The organism is Streptomyces sp. SID486, assembly GCF_009865385.1.
GTDB lineage: Bacteria > Actinomycetota > Actinomycetes > Streptomycetales > Streptomycetaceae > Streptomyces.
This window is the reverse complement of record NZ_WWJT01000455.1, coordinates 1-15,318: the sequence shown is the minus strand read 5'-3', so window position 1 is coordinate 15,318 and position 15,318 is coordinate 1. Positions and strand designations below refer to the sequence as shown.

Here is a 15,318-nt window from a genome sequence, read left to right as displayed (position 1 = left end):
TCCGACGCCGCCACGTGGACTACGTGCGCGTCACGAGCATGGGCTGTCGGCGCTTCTCCGCCTGACCCAGCCCCCTGTATCTCCCTTTTCCTCCCTTTTCCGGCACCGGGGGCCGCCATACCCCCCGGCGGCCACCCGTGCCCCGTACACCCTGCGGACGCACACCATGACCACGCGCACAGCGACGTCGTACCACCAGCTTCCGATCATCGACCTGTCCGCCGCCGACCGCGGTCCCCAGGCACGCGGTCTGCTCCACGCCCAACTGCACAGCGCCGCCCATGACGTGGGCTTCTTCCAGCTCGTCGGACACGGCGTCACCCGGGCCGAGACCGACGCGCTGCTCACCGCCATGCGCGCCTTCTTCGCCCTCCCCGAAGCCGACCGGCTCGCCCTCGACAACGTCGGCTCCCCGCACTTCCGCGGCTACACCCGCACCGGCGACGAACGCACCGGCGGCGCCCGCGACTGGCGCGACCAGCTCGACATAGGCGCCGAACGCCCGGCCCGGATCCCCGGTCCCGGCGAACCGCCTTACTGGTGGCTGCAAGGCCCCAACCAGTGGCCGGCCGCCCTTCCCGGGCTCCGCACGGCCGCCCTCGCCTGGATCGACAGGCTCAGCGCGGTCGCCGACCGCCTCCTGCGTGAACTCCTGACCGCCATCGGCGCCCCCGCCGACTTCTACGACCCGGTCTTCGGCGCGCACGCCCACCCGCACCTCAAGCTCGTCCGTTACCCGGGCAGCGCGGCCGACGGCGCCGACCAGGGTGTCGGCGCCCACAAGGACTACGGCTTCCTCACGCTCCTGCTCCAGGACACGGTCGGCGGCCTCCAGGTCCAGCGCGAGGACGGCCGCTTCCACGACGTGCCGCCCATCGAGGGCGCCTTCGTGGTCAACCTCGGCGAACTGCTGGAGGTGGCGACCAACGGCTACCTGGTCGCCACCAACCACCGGGTCGTCAGCCCGCCCGGCGCCACCGAACGCTTCTCGGTGCCGTTCTTCTACAACCCCCGCCTGGACGCGAAGGTGGACCCGCTGCCCTTCCCGCACGCCTCCGCGGCCCCCGGCATCACCACGGACCCCTCCAACCCGCTGTACGCGGAGTACGGCTACAACGAGCTGAAGGGCAAGCTCCGGGCCCACCCGCTCGCGGCGGAACGGCACCACAGCGGCCTGCTCACGCCCGCGTGAAGGACAGCGCGCGAAGCGCCCGCCCTTCTTCAGGGGCGGGCGACGCCGGTGCCGGCGCCGCCGGTGAGCGGGCGAGGCCGGCGCACCCGTCAGTGGGCGACGCCGGCGCACCCGTCAGTGGGCGACGCCGGCGGACCCGTCAGTGGGCGACGCCGGCGGACCCGTCAGTGGGCGACGCCGGCGGACCCGTCAGTGGGCGACGCCGGCGGACCCGTCAGTGGGCGATGTCCCCGAACCCCTCGATGTCCTGGGGCCGCCGGGCCCCCGGCCCGACGTACCGGGCGGAGGGCCGTACCAGCCTGCCGGTGCGCTTCTGTTCCAGGATGTGCGCCGACCACCCCGCCGTCCGCGCACACGTGAACATGGACGTGAACATGTGCGCCGGAACCTCGGCGAAGTCCAGCATGATCGCGGCCCAGAACTCGACGTTGGTGGCGAGCACCCGGTCGGGCCGCCGGTTGTGCAGCTCCTCCAGCGCCGCCTTCTCCAGCGCCTCGGCGATCTCGAAACGGGGGGCGCCCAGCTCCCGGGCCGTGCGGCGCAGCACGCGCGCGCGGGGGTCCTCGGCCCGGTACACCCGGTGCCCGAAGCCCATCAGCCGCTCACCCCGGTCCAGCGCCTGGCGGACGTACGCCTCCGCGTCCCCCGTGCGCTCGATCTCCTCGATCATGCCGAGCACCCGCGACGGCGCACCGCCGTGCAGCGGCCCGGACATCGCGCCCACCGCACCCGACAGGGCGGCGGCCACGTCCGCGCCCGTGGAGGCGATCACGCGGGCCGTGAACGTGGACGCGTTCATGCCGTGCTCGGCGGCGGACGTCCAGTAGGCGTCGACGGCCGCGACGTGCTTCGGATCCGGCTCGCCCCGCCAGCGGATCATGAACCGCTCGACCACGGAGTTCGCCTTGTCGATCTCCCGCTGCGGCACCATCGGCAGGCCCTGCCCGCGCGCGGACTGGGCGACGTACGACAGGGCCATGACGGCGGCCCGGGCCAGGTCGTCCCGCGCCTGCCCCTCGTCGATGTCCAGCAGGGGCCGCAGCCCCCACACCGGCGCCAGCATGGCGAGCGCCGACTGCACGTCCACGCGGATGTCACCGGAGTGCACCGGGATCGGGAACGGCTCGGCGGGCGGCAGGCCGGGATTGAAGGCGCCGTCCACCAGCAGCCCCCACACGTTCCCGAACGAGACGTGCCCGACCAGGTCCTCGATGTCGACGCCCCGGTAGCGCAGGGCACCGCCCTCCTTGTCCGGTTCGGCGATCTCCGTCTCGAACGCGACGACACCTTCGAGCCCGGGTACGAAATCGGACATCAGGCGGCTCCTAATGATGTGTGGGCGGCGGTCACCCCGGTGATGCCCCGATCCACCGGTGGTCACCCGTGGTGAACCCCACCGCAAGGGGGGAGCAGCACGATAACCCCCGGTGCCATGGTTGGGGAGACCACACGACACTGAGTGCCATACCCGTTCGATACGGCAGGATGGCCGCGTGACCGACCGCGATCCGCTTCTGGACCCCGTCCTCGATCCCGCCGCCATGCGTAAGCAGTACCGGGCCGACGGCCTCGCCGAAGAGGACCTCGCCACCCGTCCCATGGACCAGTTCGCCCGCTGGTTCGAGGACGCGGCCCGGGCGGCCCTGCACGGCACGCTCTACGAGCCCAACGCGATGGTCGTCTCCACGGCGGACGCGGCGGGCCGGCCCAGCTCGCGCACGGTCCTGATGAAGCAGTTCGACACCGACGGCTTCGTCTTCTACACCAACTACGACTCCCGCAAGGCCCGCGACCTCGCGGAGAACCCGCACGTCTCGCTGCTCTTCCCCTGGCATCCGCTGGCCCGCCAGGTCATCGTCACCGGCACCGCCCGCCGCACCGGCCGCGACGAGACGGCCGCGTACTTCCGCAGCCGCCCGCACGGCTCCCAGCTGGGCGCCTGGGCCAGCGCCCAGTCCACGGTGATCGCCTCCCGCAGCGAACTCGACGCGGCCTACACCGACCTGGAAGCCCGCTACCCCGAGGACGAACAGGTCCCGGTCCCGCCGCACTGGGGCGGCTTCCGCGTCACCCCCGGGACGATCGAGTTCTGGCAGGGCCGCCACAACCGCCTCCACGACCGCCTGCGTTACGTGTCCCGGCCGGACGGCACCTGGGACGTCGAACGCCTCAGCCCCTGACGCCGGGGCCCGTGCGAAGCGGCCGCACGACGCAGACGACCCGCGGGCTGGGTTCCTCGGAGAGGAGCCGGCCGGACGTACCGGCAGCCCGCGGGTCGGGTGACTGCTTGAGACTGGGCCGGCGGCGTGTTCGCACACGCTGATCCGGCACCGCACATGGTGTGGTGACGGGCGCTAGCCCGCAGTCACCTCACGCGTCCGGTTTCCATACATCTGCCGAACCACCTCCCTTCTCGTGTACCGACACCCTAAGAAGGCTCCGGGAGACGCTCAACTGTTTTTTCGTGCCGCCTGTTCTCCGCGGGCCGCGGCATTGATCCACGCCATCTTGCGGGAACAGGATGTGGGCTGTGTCACGTTCCAGTTGAATAAGGGCCAGTGAGCGAACCGAGCGCCGTGTCCACGTGCGCGGACGCAGCCTCCAGGGGGTCCAGGTGAGTGCTTCGCGGCGGAGTGGGACCACGGACGAGCTGGGGCCGGACGAGCCCGAGCAGCCGGGGGGATCCGAGCTGCTCGCCGCCCTGCTCGACGGGATGGATGCGGCCCTGTGCGCCTTCGACGCCGACGGGGTCGTGACGCACTGGAACCGGGAGGCCGAGCGGATCCTCGGCTGGACGGCCGCCGAGGCCGTGGGGCGGCACGGCTTCGCCGGGTGGGCGGTGCGCAGCGCCGACGCCGAGGAGGTGCAGGCCCGCCTGATGTCGGCGATGCACGCGCCGGGACGGCAGGTGCACGAGTTCGCGCTGGTGACCAAGGACGGCGGGCGGGTGCTGGTACGCACCCAGTCCGCCGCCGTACGCGGCCCCGAGGGGAAGCCCGCCGGGCTGTACTGCGCCTTCAGCGAGGTGCACGCGCAGATCGACCTGGAGCGGTCCATCGCGCTCAGCGAGGCGCTGTTCGAGGACGCGGCCTGGGGCGTCGTCCTCGTCGACGCCGACCTGCGGCCCGCCGTGGTGAACGCGTACGCGGCACGGGCGCTGGGCGTGGGCCGGACGTCGGTGCTGGGCCGGCCGCTCGGTGAGCTGCTGGCGACGGGCGTGGAGGAGCTGGAGGCCGCGCTGACGCACGTGCTGGCCGAGGGCGCCCCGCCCGCGCCGGCCGAGATGTGGGTGGCCGTGCGGACGCCGGGGGGCGAGGAGCGGCGCTGCTGGCGGAGCGGGTTCCTGCGGCTCGCCTCGCCGCTGGCGGAGGAGCCGGTCCCGCTCGGCGTCGGCTGGCTGTTCCTGGACGTCACGGAGGCGAGGCAGGAGCAGCAGGAGGCGTCGCTGCTGCGGTTCCGGACGAATCAACTGCACCGTGCGGCCCGGGCCGCGGCCGAGTGCGAGGACCCGGTGGAGGCGGCCACCGTCCACCTGGACTTCGCGCTCGCCGGCTTCGCCGACCACGCCCTCGTCGACGTCGTGGCGGGCGGGGCGCGCGCGGCGGGCGAGGAGGCCCCGGACCCGGTCCGGCTGGTACGGCTCGCGGCCACGCCGGCGGGAGCGCCGGGCCCGAGCCTGGTCACGGGAGCGGCGGGGCTGCCCGCGCGCTACGAGGAGGGGCATCCGGCGCTGCAGTGCGTGCAGCGGGCCGGGAGCGTGCGCGCGGACGCCGGGTCGGTGCCGGCCGAGCGGGCGCGGCAGTGGGCACTTCGGCGGCAGTGGCCCGGCGACGCGGTGCACGCGCTGTGCGCGGTGCTGCGCAGCCGGGGGCGGACCCTGGGTGTGGTGACCTTCCTGCGCGCCGCGGGCCGCAGCCGCTTCGAGCGGTCCGACGTGGCCCACGCGGAGGACGTGGCCCTGCGGATCGCGGCGGCCCTGGACCTCGGCGAGGCGGTGCGGGGGAACCCGGGGAGCCCGGGGGAGCGGAACCGGTAGGGCCGAAGGCCGGGGGAGGCAGGCCGGACGCGGGCCGGACCCGGTGCGGGCCGGTGCGCGGGCCTGTGGGCCGAGTGGAGGGGCGAAGCGGGTGGGGGGCGGCAGCGGGTGCGGCTGCGGACAGGGCTTCGATGCTGTGGTCCCGTGTGTCCCGGTGGTGCCGGTGGTGCCGGTGGCCGAAGCGTGTGCCGGTGGTGCCGACGGTCCCGCGGTTCCGTGGTCCCGTCGGTTCCGGTTACGTCGATCCTGCTGATCCTGCTGATCCTGCTGTTTCCGTCGGCCCTGCTGCTCCCGTCGGTCCCGTCGGTCCGTCGGCTCGGCGGCCTCAGTGGCGGTAGAAGATCCGGTCGCCGTACTCCGTCATGACCCGGCCGTTCCACTCGTGCCCGCCGTCGACGTTGCCGGAGCGCAGCAGGGGCGGTTCGATGCCGCGGTCGGCGAGAGTGGCGGCGGTGGTCGCCATGACGGCCTGGAGCAGGGCGGTGGTGACGACCGTGGAGGCCGGGGCGAAGGGCGCCGGGATGGTGTCCAGGGTGAGTTCGGCGTCGCCGACGGCGATCTTCGAGTCGAGGACGATGTCGCAGTGGTCCTTGAGGAAGGTGCCGGTGGTGTGCCGGGAGGTGGTCTCGGCGGCGTAGGCCACGGAGGTCACCCCGATGACGCGCAGGCCGAGGGCGCGGGCGTGCAGGGCCATCTCGACGGGCAGCGCGTTGCGGCCGGACAGGGAGATGATCACCAGGGCGTCGCCGGCGCGCAGCGGCGAGGTGTCGAGGACCGCGCCCGCGAGGCCGTCCACCCGTTCGAGGGCGGAGCCGAGCGTGGCCGGGGTGACGTCGACGCCGACGACGCCCGGGACGGCGAGCAGGTTCATCAGGGCCAGGCCGCCGGCGCGGTAGACGACGTCCTGCGCGGCCAGCGAGGAGTGCCCGGCGCCGAAGGCGAACAGGCGGCCGCCGGCCGCGACGGTGTCGGCGAGCAGGGTGCCAGCCGCGGTGATGGCCTCGGCCTCCTCGTCACGGACCCGTTGCAGCAGGCCGATGGCGGCGTCGAAGAACAGGTCGGCAGGCGTGCCGTCGCTCATGCGGTGCCCCTTCGCAGCGTCTGTGTCGCGGATCACGGTGCGGTCTGGACCAGTACGGTGTCAATACGGCCCGTCCTGCCGAGGGGTCTTCCGTTTTCCCGGTACCGCCCGCTTGTCAGTGGGATCCGGCAGAATTGATGTCAGGGCCAGCGCACGCCGGCCGGGCGGCCGGCAGAGGTAATCGAGGGGCACGTATGTCCGGACTGATCGACACCACGGAGATGTATCTCCGCACCATCCTCGAACTCGAAGAGGAAGGCGTCGTCCCCATGCGCGCCCGGATCGCGGAGCGGCTGGACCAGAGCGGGCCGACGGTGAGCCAGACGGTGGCGCGGATGGAGCGCGACGGCCTGGTCTCCGTGGCCAGCGACCGGCACCTGGAGCTCACGGACGAGGGGCGCCGGCTGGCGACGCGCGTGATGCGCAAGCACCGCCTGGCCGAGTGTCTGCTCGTGGACGTGATCGGGCTGGAGTGGGAGCAGGTGCACGCGGAGGCGTGCCGCTGGGAACACGTGATGAGCGAGGCCGTCGAGCGGCGGGTGCTGGAACTGCTGCGGCACCCCACCGAGTCGCCGTACGGCAACCCCATCCCGGGCCTGGAGGAGCTGGGCGAGAAGGACGGGGCCGACCCGTTCCTGGACGAGGGCATGGTCTCGCTGGCCGACCTGGACGCGGGGGCCGACGGCAAGACGGTCGTCGTCCGCCGTATCGGCGAGCCGATCCAGACGGACGCCCAGCTGATGTACACGCTGCGGCGGGCGGGTGTGCAGCCCGGTTCGGTGGTGAGCGTGACGGAGTCGCCCGGCGGTGTGCTGGTGGGCAGCGGTGGCGAGGCGGCCGAGCTGGAGGCGGAAGTCGCCTCCCACGTGTTCGTCGCCAAGCGCTGAGACGGAGAGGGTCCCGGCGCCGTGCGGCGCCGGGACCCGTCCTCCCCTGTGCTGACCCGGAGCCCCGAGCTCCCAGGGTCATTCCCCTCGGACCGGCTTTTCCCCGAGCGGTCCGCCTCCCGCCAGAAGAGATCCCCTCGGCTGCGGCGATCATGCCCGGGGAGGTGTCACTCGAATGAGGGGTGTTGTCCGCAGATACGGAATCTTCGAATGGGCATTCGATAATCTGAGGCAGCTGGACGACGAGGCAGGCGGAGGCTGGGGGGTGCCAGGTCGATGGCACGGCGTATCGATGTGACGGGAGCGGGCGGCGTGCGCCTGGCCGCCTGGGAGTTCGCCGGGCCGCCGGAAGCGGAGGCGGAGCCGGCCCCTCCGGGAGCGGCTCCGGACACCCCGGCACGGCAGGCGCGGGACGATGCCCCGGGAGTGCTGTTACTGCACGGACTGATGGGCCGCGCCTCCCACTGGACGGCCACCGCCCGCTGGCTCGCCGGCCGCCATCGCGTCGTGGCCCTCGACCAGCGTGGCCACGGCCGCAGCGACAAGCCCGCGCGGGACGCGTACACCCGCGACGCCTACGTCGAGGACGCCGAGGCCGCAGTCGAACAGCTCGGCCTGGGGCCCGCCCTCCTCATCGGCCACGCCATGGGCGCGCTGACCGCCTGGCAGCTCGCCGCCAAACGGCCCGACCTGGTGTGCGGCCTGATCATCTGTGACATGCGGGCCTCCGCGCTCGGCGCGGCCTCGCAGCGCGAGTGGGCCGACTGGTTCCGCTCCTGGCCCGTCCCCTTCGCCGGCCTGGCCGACGTCCGCAAGTGGTTCGGCGAGGACGACCCCTGGGTGGAGCGGCCGAGCCCGGCCCGCGGCGCGTTCTACGCCGAGGTCATGCACGAGTGCGAGGACGGCTGGCGGCCCGTGTTCGACCCGGAGCAGATGCTCAGCTCCCGTGAGACGTGGGTCTACGACGCCCACTGGGAGGAACTGGCCCAGGTGCGGTGCCCGACGCTGGTGGTGCGCGGCGTGGACGGCGAACTGGGGCGGGCGGAGGCGCAGGAGATGGTGCGGGTGCTGCCGCGGGGCCGGTACGCGGAGGTTCCGGACGCCGGACACCTCGCCCACTACGACCTGCCGGCGGCCTGGCAGGAGGCCGTCTCGCCGTTCCTCGCCGGGCTGTCCGACGACTGAGGCGTCGGCGTGTGCCGGGGCGTCCTGCGACTGCGGCATCGGCGTGTGCCGAGGTGCCCGGCGACTGAGGGCGGCGGTGTGCGCCGGGCCGGCGGACGGGTGGGCGGACGGGTGGGCGGAGCGCTCAGCGGTCCCGGCCGCACGCGTAGGCCAGTGGTGAGATCAACTCCTCCGCGTCCGGCAGCCACCGGTTCGCCGGTGTCGGCCGGCAGGCCCACTGCACCGCTCCGCGGGACCCGAACCGGGTGGGCGGAGCCGCCACGTACCCGCCCTCGCCCAGCGCCACCAGGTCCAGCGACGACAGCGACCAGCCGATCTTGCGCACCAGATCCGCCACCTTCGCCGACGCCCCCGGCAGCACGAAGAAGTGCATGCGCCGGTCCGGCGTCAACGTGACCGGCCCGAGCGTCAGTTCCATCCGCTCCATCCGGGCCAGCGCCAGGAACCCCGCGCTCTCCGGGACGGACAGCGCGTCGAAGGTCCGCCCCGTCGGCAGCAGGATCGACGCCGTCGGCTGCTTCTGCCACATCCGGCGCGCGACCGTCGCACTGCCGGTGGCCTGGGTCGCCCAGTCGGGGCGCGCGGGGTGCGCGCCCGGCGCAGGGCAGGTGGCGTCGTCGCACGAGCAGCGCTGCGACCCGTCGGCGGCCTCCAGCCAGGTGCCCGGGAACACGTCCCAGTGCCGCTCCTCGGCGTACCGTACGGCGGTCTCCAGCAGTGATTCCCCGCGCTGCTGCGGAATCTGACCGGAAATCTGAGTGTTCTGGGCGCCCGCGATCGTCTCTTCCACGCTTCACTCAACTCCCGCACTCACCTTGGGTTACGGCCGCGGCGCGCGCGGGGGAGGGGCATCGCCCGGGCAGTCGGGGCGCATGGATGCACGGTCGGGGGCGCGCGGGAGGAAGCGGCGCGGGATGTGGGTAGCCAGGGCTGGGGATGGCATCAGCCTTTACCCCGGCAAACCGCACATGTCGTGCATTGACGGTATGTCAGCTGGGCAGTGATCTTCCCGACCGGATCGTCGGCCGGGTACACCCGACCGGAATTTCACGCTCCAGGGGATCGCAACGCAGGGGGTAAGCACATGGCCGCAAGGCCTCTCGTGGCGAGGCAGCCGAACGAACGGCTGCAGGCACTCATCCAGGAAGCGGGGTGCTCCAACGCCGGGCTGGCCCGGCGGGTCAACATGTGCGGCGCCGAGCACGGGCTCGATCTGCGCTACGACAAGACGTCCGTGGCCCGCTGGCTGCGCGGCCAGCAGCCGCGGGGCCGGGCCCCGGCGATCATCGCCGAGGCGCTCGGGCGCAAGCTCGGCCGTACGGTCACGATCGACGAGATCGGCATGGCCAACGGCAAGAACCTCGCCTCGGGGGTCGGCCTCCAGTTCTCGCCGACGGTACTGGGCGCCATCGAGCAGGTCTGCGAGCTGTGGCGCAGCGACGTGGGACGCCGGGACTTCCTGTCCGGCTCCTCCGTCGCGGCCTCCGCGCTGGTCGAACCGAGCCGCGACTGGCTGATCTCCGCGCCGGACGCCCAGGTGGCCCGGCAGGCCGGCCCGCGCGTGGGGCAGGCCGACGTGGCCGCCGTCCGGTCCATGACCCAGGCGCTGGTGGACCTCGACCACCAGTACGGCAGCGGGCATGTGCGGCCGGTCGTCGTGCACTACCTCAACAGCGTCGTCTCCGGGCTGCTCGCGGGCTCCTACCGGGAGGCGGTCGGCCGGGAGCTCTTCGCCGCCGTCGCCCGGCTGACCGAACTGGCCGGGTACATGGCCGTCGACACCGGCCAACCGGGCCTGGCCCAGCGGTACTACATCCAGTCGCTGCGGCTCGCGCAGGCCGCCGGGGACCGTGGCTACGGCGGCTACATCCTCGCCGCGTCCATGAGCCACCTCGCCGCCCAGCTCGGGAACCCGCGTGAGATCGCCCAGTTGGCGCGGGCGGCGCAGGAAGGGGCGCGTGGGCATGTGACCCCGCGCGCGGAGGCGATGTTCCACGCCGCCGAGGCGCGCGGGCACGCCCTGCTCGGCGACGTACGGGCGGCGCAGGCGTCCGGCGGGCGGGCGGTCGCGGCGATGGAGCGGGCGGACGACGCCTCCGGTGCCGACCCGGTGTGGATCGCCCACTTCGACGAGGCGTACCTCGCCGACGAGTTGGCGCACTGCCACCGCGACCTCGGGCAGGCCGGGGAGGCGGCGCGGTACGCCGAGCAGTCGCTGGCCGGGCATCCCGAGTCCCGGGCCCGCCGACGCGCCATCGGCTATGTGCTGCTCGCCACGGCCCAGGTGCAGCAACGCGAGATCGAGCAGGCCTGCAACACCGGCCTGAAAGCGGTGGAGTTGCTGGAGACACTGCGCTCCAACCGGGGTGCCGAGTACCTGGACGACCTCCAGCAGCGCCTGGAGCCGTTCCGGGACGAGGCGGTGGTGAGGGAGTTCGGGGCGCGCCTCGACCTCCAGCAGGCCGCCTGAACGGCGTTCCGCGGGACGGCGGAACGCCTCGGCACGGGTCCCGCGGCCCGGTGAACGCGCGGGGAACGGCACCCGGTGTGCGCCGGGTGCCATAGAACAGCGCCTGGGGGCGCGGTTCTGTTACTGCTGTCACAGGAAGGAAGATCACGCCCTGAGCTGCGTGGCACCTGGCTCGGGGGACCCGGTAGCGTGAGCCGACGATTCACAAGGTCCCCCATTAGTAGGAGTCCCGGTGACGCAGAGTGGACAGGGCGAGGAGCCCTCGGCGCGGACCGCGCGCGAAGGCATCGTGCTGCCCTCCGACGGAGGCGAGCCCCTGTTGCCGGGCACGACCCCGACGCCCGCGCCCGCCGGTCCGGCCGGCGGCCAGGCATGGGGCGGCACCTGGGGTCCCGAGCAGCAGGCGCCCCAGCAGGGTCAGGGCTGGCCCCCGGCGGCCCAGCAGTGGTCCGGCGCCGAGCAGTCCCCGGCGGCCGCGGGCCCCGGCCCGCTGCCGCCGGAGGGCGCCCCGGCCCCGTCGTACGGCGGCCAGGCACCCGCGTACGGCGGTCAGGCGCCGGGCTACGGCGGCGGGGCCCCGTCCCAGGGCGGCCAGGCACCCGCGTACGGCGGTCAGACGCCGGCCTACGGCGGCGGGACCCCGTCCCAGGGCGCTCAGGCACCGGCCTACGGCGGCCAGGCACCCGCGTACGGCGGTCAGGCACCGGCCTACGGCGGTCAGGCGTCCGCCTACGGCGGTCAGGCCCCGGAGCACGGGCCCGGCGCCCAGGCGGGTCCCGGCGGCTACGGCGCGGCGCAGCCGCCCGCGTACGGCACACAGGACCCCTACCAGAGCCACCAGCAGCACCAGCAGCCCGCCCAGCAGCCGTATCCGGCGCAGCCCGGAGCCCCGCTGCCGGACGCCTACCCGGCCGCGGGTGCCGCGCTGCCCCCGCCGGCCGACGCCGCGACGCAGTACATCGCGCCGGTCCCGGCCGGGCCCGGCGGCGCCGGTGCCCCCGCGCACGAGGGCGCCACCCAGTACCTGCCGCCCGTGCAGGCCGCTCCGGCCGACGGTGCCACCCAGTACATCCCGCCGGTGGCGTCCGGCGCGCTGCCGCCGGAGTCGCAAGGCGAGGAGACGCGGTACCTCGGCCAGGTGCCCCGCCAGACGGCGCCCGCGCCCTCCGACGCGGAGGCCACGCAGTACATACCGCCCTACGCGGCCCAGGGGCAGGCGCAGGGCGCGGACCGGCAGCCGCCCGCCGAGTTCGACAACCTCTTCCGCGGTGGCCCGGCGGCCGACGACGGCCCGGCGGGCTCCACCCAGCAGCTGCCGCTCGTCCAGCAGCCGGACGCCTACCCCGGCCCGGCGCAGTCCTCGTACCGCCCGGCGCAGCCGTCGTACGACGCGGAGCCGGACGGCGGCGGGCGGCGGGGTGGCCGCTCGCGGGTGCCGCTGATCGCCGCCGTCGGCGTCGGTCTCATCGTGGTCGGCGTCGGCGCGGGCGCCCTCCTCAGCGCCGGCGGCGGCAAGGACCAGGGCGGTGACGACAAGGGCCAGACGGTCGCCGCCACCTCCCCGGCCACCCAGGGCTCCTCCTCGCCCGCCGTCGACCCCGCCCGGCAGCAGGCGGTCGAGCTGGACAAGCTGCTCGCGGACAGCGGCAGCAGCCGGGCCTCGGTGATCCAGGCGGTGGCCGACGTCAAGCAGTGCGACAAGCTGGACCAGGCCGCGGGCACCCTGCGGGGCGCGGCCGCGCAGCGCAACCAGCTGGTCGCCCGGCTCGGCAAGCTGACCACGGACAAGCTCCACGCCCAGGGGCAGCTGAGGGACGCCCTGACCAAGGCGTGGCAGGCGTCCGCCGCGGCGGACAACCACTACGCGGCCTGGGCCGGTCAGGCCAAGGGCCACAAGGGCTGCCACAAGGGCCACGCCCGCACCACCGGTGAGACGCAGGCCGGCAACCGGGAGAGCGGCACCGCCAGCGCCCAGAAGACGAAGGCGGCGGCGATGTGGAACGCGATCGCGCAGAAGTACGGACTGACCCAGCGCCAGCCGACCCAGCTGTGACGGCGGGCGCCGCCGTGCGGGGCCCCGGCCACGGGGTTCGTCACGGCACGTCCGCGCGCTCCAGGACGGTGGTCATGTCGGCGATCCCGTCGTCGCCGCCGATGCCCTTGCGGGCCGCGACCAGCGTGCCGTCCTGGACCACCTGCAGGGTGACGTCGGCGTTGACCAGCCGGGGGAAGCCGACCCCGGCGAGCTTGCCCTCGTAGGGCCAGCGCAGGGGCGGGGTGAGGCCGCCGGTGGAGACCCGCAGGCCGTCGTCGAGGGTGTGCCGCACGGAGTCGGCGCTCACCTCGCCGTCGCCGATCCTCTCCAGGACGGCCTTGAGCACGGTGTAGGCGATCCACGTGGTCTGCACACCGGCGTCCGCGGGGTCGATGCGGTTGTCGCCGAAGGCCTCCTCGTTGATCACCTTCTTCATCGGGTCCCACCGGGGGTCCGAGGCGACCGGGTACCAGCTGGTGATGTACGCCCCCTCGTACGGGCCGGACGCCCCGCCCGTGGTGTTGATCACCGTCTGGTCGACGCTGCCGAGCACGGTCGCCGTGCGCACGGCCGGGTAGCTCTGCCGGGCCCGCCGGAAGGAGTCCATGAAGGTGTCCGTGCGGTCCCCGAGCGCGGGCACGACACAGCCCGTGCGCGCCGCGTCCCGGGTGGCGTGGCGCAGCGCCCGGTCGGCCTGGTCGCCGTACTCGGTACCGTCCTCGGCGGCGAGCTGGTCGCCGGCGTCCGCGTGGCCGCCGGACCTCAGCCCCGAGTCGAGCATCGCGGGCAGTTCGTCGCCGGCGATGCTGTCGGGGCGGACCAGGGTGACGCGGCCGCAGCCGGCCGAGGCGAGGGCCTTGCCGAGGCCGGCCAGGAGGGTGGGCTGGCCGCCGTTGACCGGGTACGACATGGCGCCGGTGAACTCGTCGTTGGTGACGCCGTAGCCGCCTATGTAGGGGATGCCGGCGCCTTCCAGCGGAGCGAGGTAGGAGTCACCGAACTGGCTGTAGGAGCCGACGACCGCGACCACGTTCTCGTCCGCCGCGCGCCGGGCGCACTTCGCTGCGCCCACGCTGTCGTTGTGGTCGTTGCAGGTCAGCACTTCGAGTTCGCGGCCGTCGATGCCGCCGTGCGCGTTGATCCACTTCGCGTAGGCGAGGGCCATCGCGGGCATGCCGGGCTTGTTGGTGGCGTCGGTGTCCTGCGGGGCCCAGGTCATCACCTTGACCGGCTCGTCCCCGGAGCCCCCCGTGGCACCGGGGACGAGCCCGTATGCGGCTGCGAGCGACGCACAGACGGCCACGGCGCCCGCGGCGAGGGCGATGGCTCTGACGGGCCGGGAGAGGGTGGTGCGAGGGGTGTCGCGAGTGCGTCGCCTGCCGGTCATGGACACGCACCATTCCCTCACACCACGAACCGGCGAGTGACTGGTGGTCAACGGGAAGTGACATGGAGGTGAATTACGGGGCTCCGTGATGGCGGTGGTGCGAAGAACGTACGATCGATGACCGTGCAAGGTTCGGAGAACTCTTCCCGTCGCGGCCGTCGCTCCTCCACCATGGGCGGCATGCCCCTGAACGACATGCCGTGGTGGCGGTGGCGCAGCAACGTGCGCTCGGCGCTGCACATGCTCTCCGACCCGGTGTTCCAGCGGGACGTCTGGCTGGCCGGCGCGGACGGCTACGGCGACGTCACCGACGCCGTCTACCGGCTGGTGGAGGACACCTGGCTGGACAACTGGTCGGCGGAGAAGTACGTCGGCACGATATTCCGCGACTCGCAGGAGGCGGCGCTCGTCGACACCGCCGTGCTGCGGGTGCTGCGGATCATGCACCAGGTCGGTCCGGACGCCCCGGTCACCGCGTACGTGGAGCACGCCGGCTGGCCGGACGCGGTGCAGGCCGCGCGCGACGCGCACGTACGGATGTCGGTCAGCGACGGGGAGGACCCGGACACGCCGCCGAAGAGCCTGGACGTGCTGCGGATCCTGACGAGGTCCGCGTAGCGGACGCCGGCACCCCGGCGGGTGGCCGGTATGGGACCCTGTAGTGCATGACTGAGCAGTCCGCCCCTTCCGCCGCCGCGCCGGCCGATCAGTACGTCCTCACGCTCTCCTGCCCGGACAAAAAGGGCATCGTGCACGCCGTGTCCAGCTATCTGTTCATGACCGGCTGCAACATCGAGGACAGCCAGCAGTTCGGCGACCACGACACGGGACTGTTCTTCATGCGCGTCCACTTCTCGGCCGAGGCGCCGGTGACGGTGGACAAGCTGCGGGCGAGCTTCGCCGCGATCGGCGACTCCTTCCGCATGTCCTGGCAGATCCACCGGGCCGACCAGAAGATGCGCATCGTGCTCATGGTCAGCAAGTTCGGGCACTGCCTGAACGACCTGCTGTTCCGGGCGCGGATCGGTGCACTGCCGGTGGAGAT

13 protein-coding genes are annotated in these 15,318 nt (G+C 73.5%); 9 read left to right on the top strand and 4 right to left on the bottom strand.

What is annotated here, in order from left to right; all coding sequences use genetic code 11:
• The first annotated feature begins 166 nt into the window (after window positions 1–166).
• The gene (locus tag GT045_RS21435; RefSeq protein ID WP_161292144.1) at window positions 167–1,192 is read left to right on the top strand and encodes an isopenicillin N synthase family oxygenase; all 1,026 of its coding nucleotides are present in this window, start codon (window positions 167–169) and stop codon (window positions 1,190–1,192) included.
• Between the two features lie 214 nt (window positions 1,193–1,406).
• Here GT045_RS21435 and GT045_RS21430 read toward each other — a convergent pair whose 3' ends face one another.
• A complete protein-coding gene (locus tag GT045_RS21430) occupies window positions 1,407–2,507 on the bottom strand; it encodes a citrate synthase 2 (RefSeq protein ID WP_202528635.1) in 1,101 nt (366 codons plus the stop codon).
• Between the two features lie 178 nt (window positions 2,508–2,685).
• On the opposite strand from GT045_RS21430, the gene pdxH reads away from it, so the two are divergent.
• Both pdxH and GT045_RS21420 read left to right on the top strand, forming a co-directional pair.
• Window positions 2,686–3,372 (top strand): pyridoxamine 5'-phosphate oxidase, encoded by a 687-nt coding sequence (gene pdxH / locus GT045_RS21425; RefSeq protein ID WP_161294602.1) that lies wholly within the window; start codon window positions 2,686–2,688, stop codon window positions 3,370–3,372.
• 434 nt (window positions 3,373–3,806) lie between these two features.
• Window positions 3,807–5,228: a PAS domain-containing protein gene (locus GT045_RS21420; RefSeq protein WP_161335115.1), complete on the top strand. Its 1,422-nt coding sequence runs from the start codon at window positions 3,807–3,809 to the stop codon at window positions 5,226–5,228.
• 325 nt (window positions 5,229–5,553) lie between these two features.
• Here GT045_RS21420 and GT045_RS21415 read toward each other — a convergent pair whose 3' ends face one another.
• Window positions 5,554–6,309 carry an SIS domain-containing protein gene (locus GT045_RS21415; RefSeq protein WP_161335114.1) on the bottom strand — a complete coding sequence of 252 codons (756 nt, stop codon included), beginning with the start codon at window positions 6,307–6,309 and terminating at the stop codon, window positions 5,554–5,556.
• A gap of 194 nt (window positions 6,310–6,503) precedes the next feature.
• Between GT045_RS21415 and GT045_RS21410 the strand changes: the two genes are divergently transcribed.
• Both GT045_RS21410 and GT045_RS21405 read left to right on the top strand, forming a co-directional pair.
• On the top strand, window positions 6,504–7,196 hold the full coding sequence (locus tag GT045_RS21410) for a metal-dependent transcriptional regulator (RefSeq protein ID WP_161288432.1): 693 nt from the start codon (window positions 6,504–6,506) through the stop codon (window positions 7,194–7,196).
• 276 nt (window positions 7,197–7,472) lie between these two features.
• Window positions 7,473–8,381 (top strand): alpha/beta hydrolase, encoded by a 909-nt coding sequence (locus GT045_RS21405; RefSeq protein WP_202515260.1) that lies wholly within the window; start codon window positions 7,473–7,475, stop codon window positions 8,379–8,381.
• Between the two features lie 124 nt (window positions 8,382–8,505).
• Here GT045_RS21405 and GT045_RS21400 read toward each other — a convergent pair whose 3' ends face one another.
• Complete coding sequence (locus GT045_RS21400; RefSeq protein ID WP_161288430.1) at window positions 8,506–9,171, bottom strand: bifunctional DNA primase/polymerase; 666 nt, start codon at window positions 9,169–9,171, stop codon at window positions 8,506–8,508.
• Window positions 9,172–9,465: 294 nt separating this feature from the next.
• Between GT045_RS21400 and GT045_RS21395 the strand changes: the two genes are divergently transcribed.
• Both GT045_RS21395 and GT045_RS21390 read left to right on the top strand, forming a co-directional pair.
• Entirely contained in the window at window positions 9,466–10,851 is a 1,386-nt protein-coding gene (locus GT045_RS21395; RefSeq protein ID WP_161335113.1) for a transcriptional regulator, read from the top strand.
• A gap of 232 nt (window positions 10,852–11,083) precedes the next feature.
• Complete coding sequence (locus GT045_RS21390; protein ID WP_161335112.1) at window positions 11,084–12,904, top strand: hypothetical protein; 1,821 nt, start codon at window positions 11,084–11,086, stop codon at window positions 12,902–12,904.
• A 40-nt stretch (window positions 12,905–12,944) separates the two neighbouring features.
• Here GT045_RS21390 and GT045_RS21385 read toward each other — a convergent pair whose 3' ends face one another.
• Window positions 12,945–14,273 (bottom strand): ABC transporter substrate-binding protein, encoded by a 1,329-nt coding sequence (locus GT045_RS21385; RefSeq protein WP_202528633.1) that lies wholly within the window; start codon window positions 14,271–14,273, stop codon window positions 12,945–12,947.
• A gap of 117 nt (window positions 14,274–14,390) precedes the next feature.
• Between GT045_RS21385 and GT045_RS21380 the strand changes: the two genes are divergently transcribed.
• A complete protein-coding gene (locus GT045_RS21380; RefSeq protein WP_161295341.1) occupies window positions 14,391–14,891 on the top strand; it encodes a hypothetical protein in 501 nt (166 codons plus the stop codon).
• A 47-nt stretch (window positions 14,892–14,938) separates the two neighbouring features.
• Window positions 14,939–15,318: ACT domain-containing protein (locus GT045_RS21375; protein ID WP_161335111.1), on the top strand; the 380-nt coding region annotated here is incomplete at its 3' end.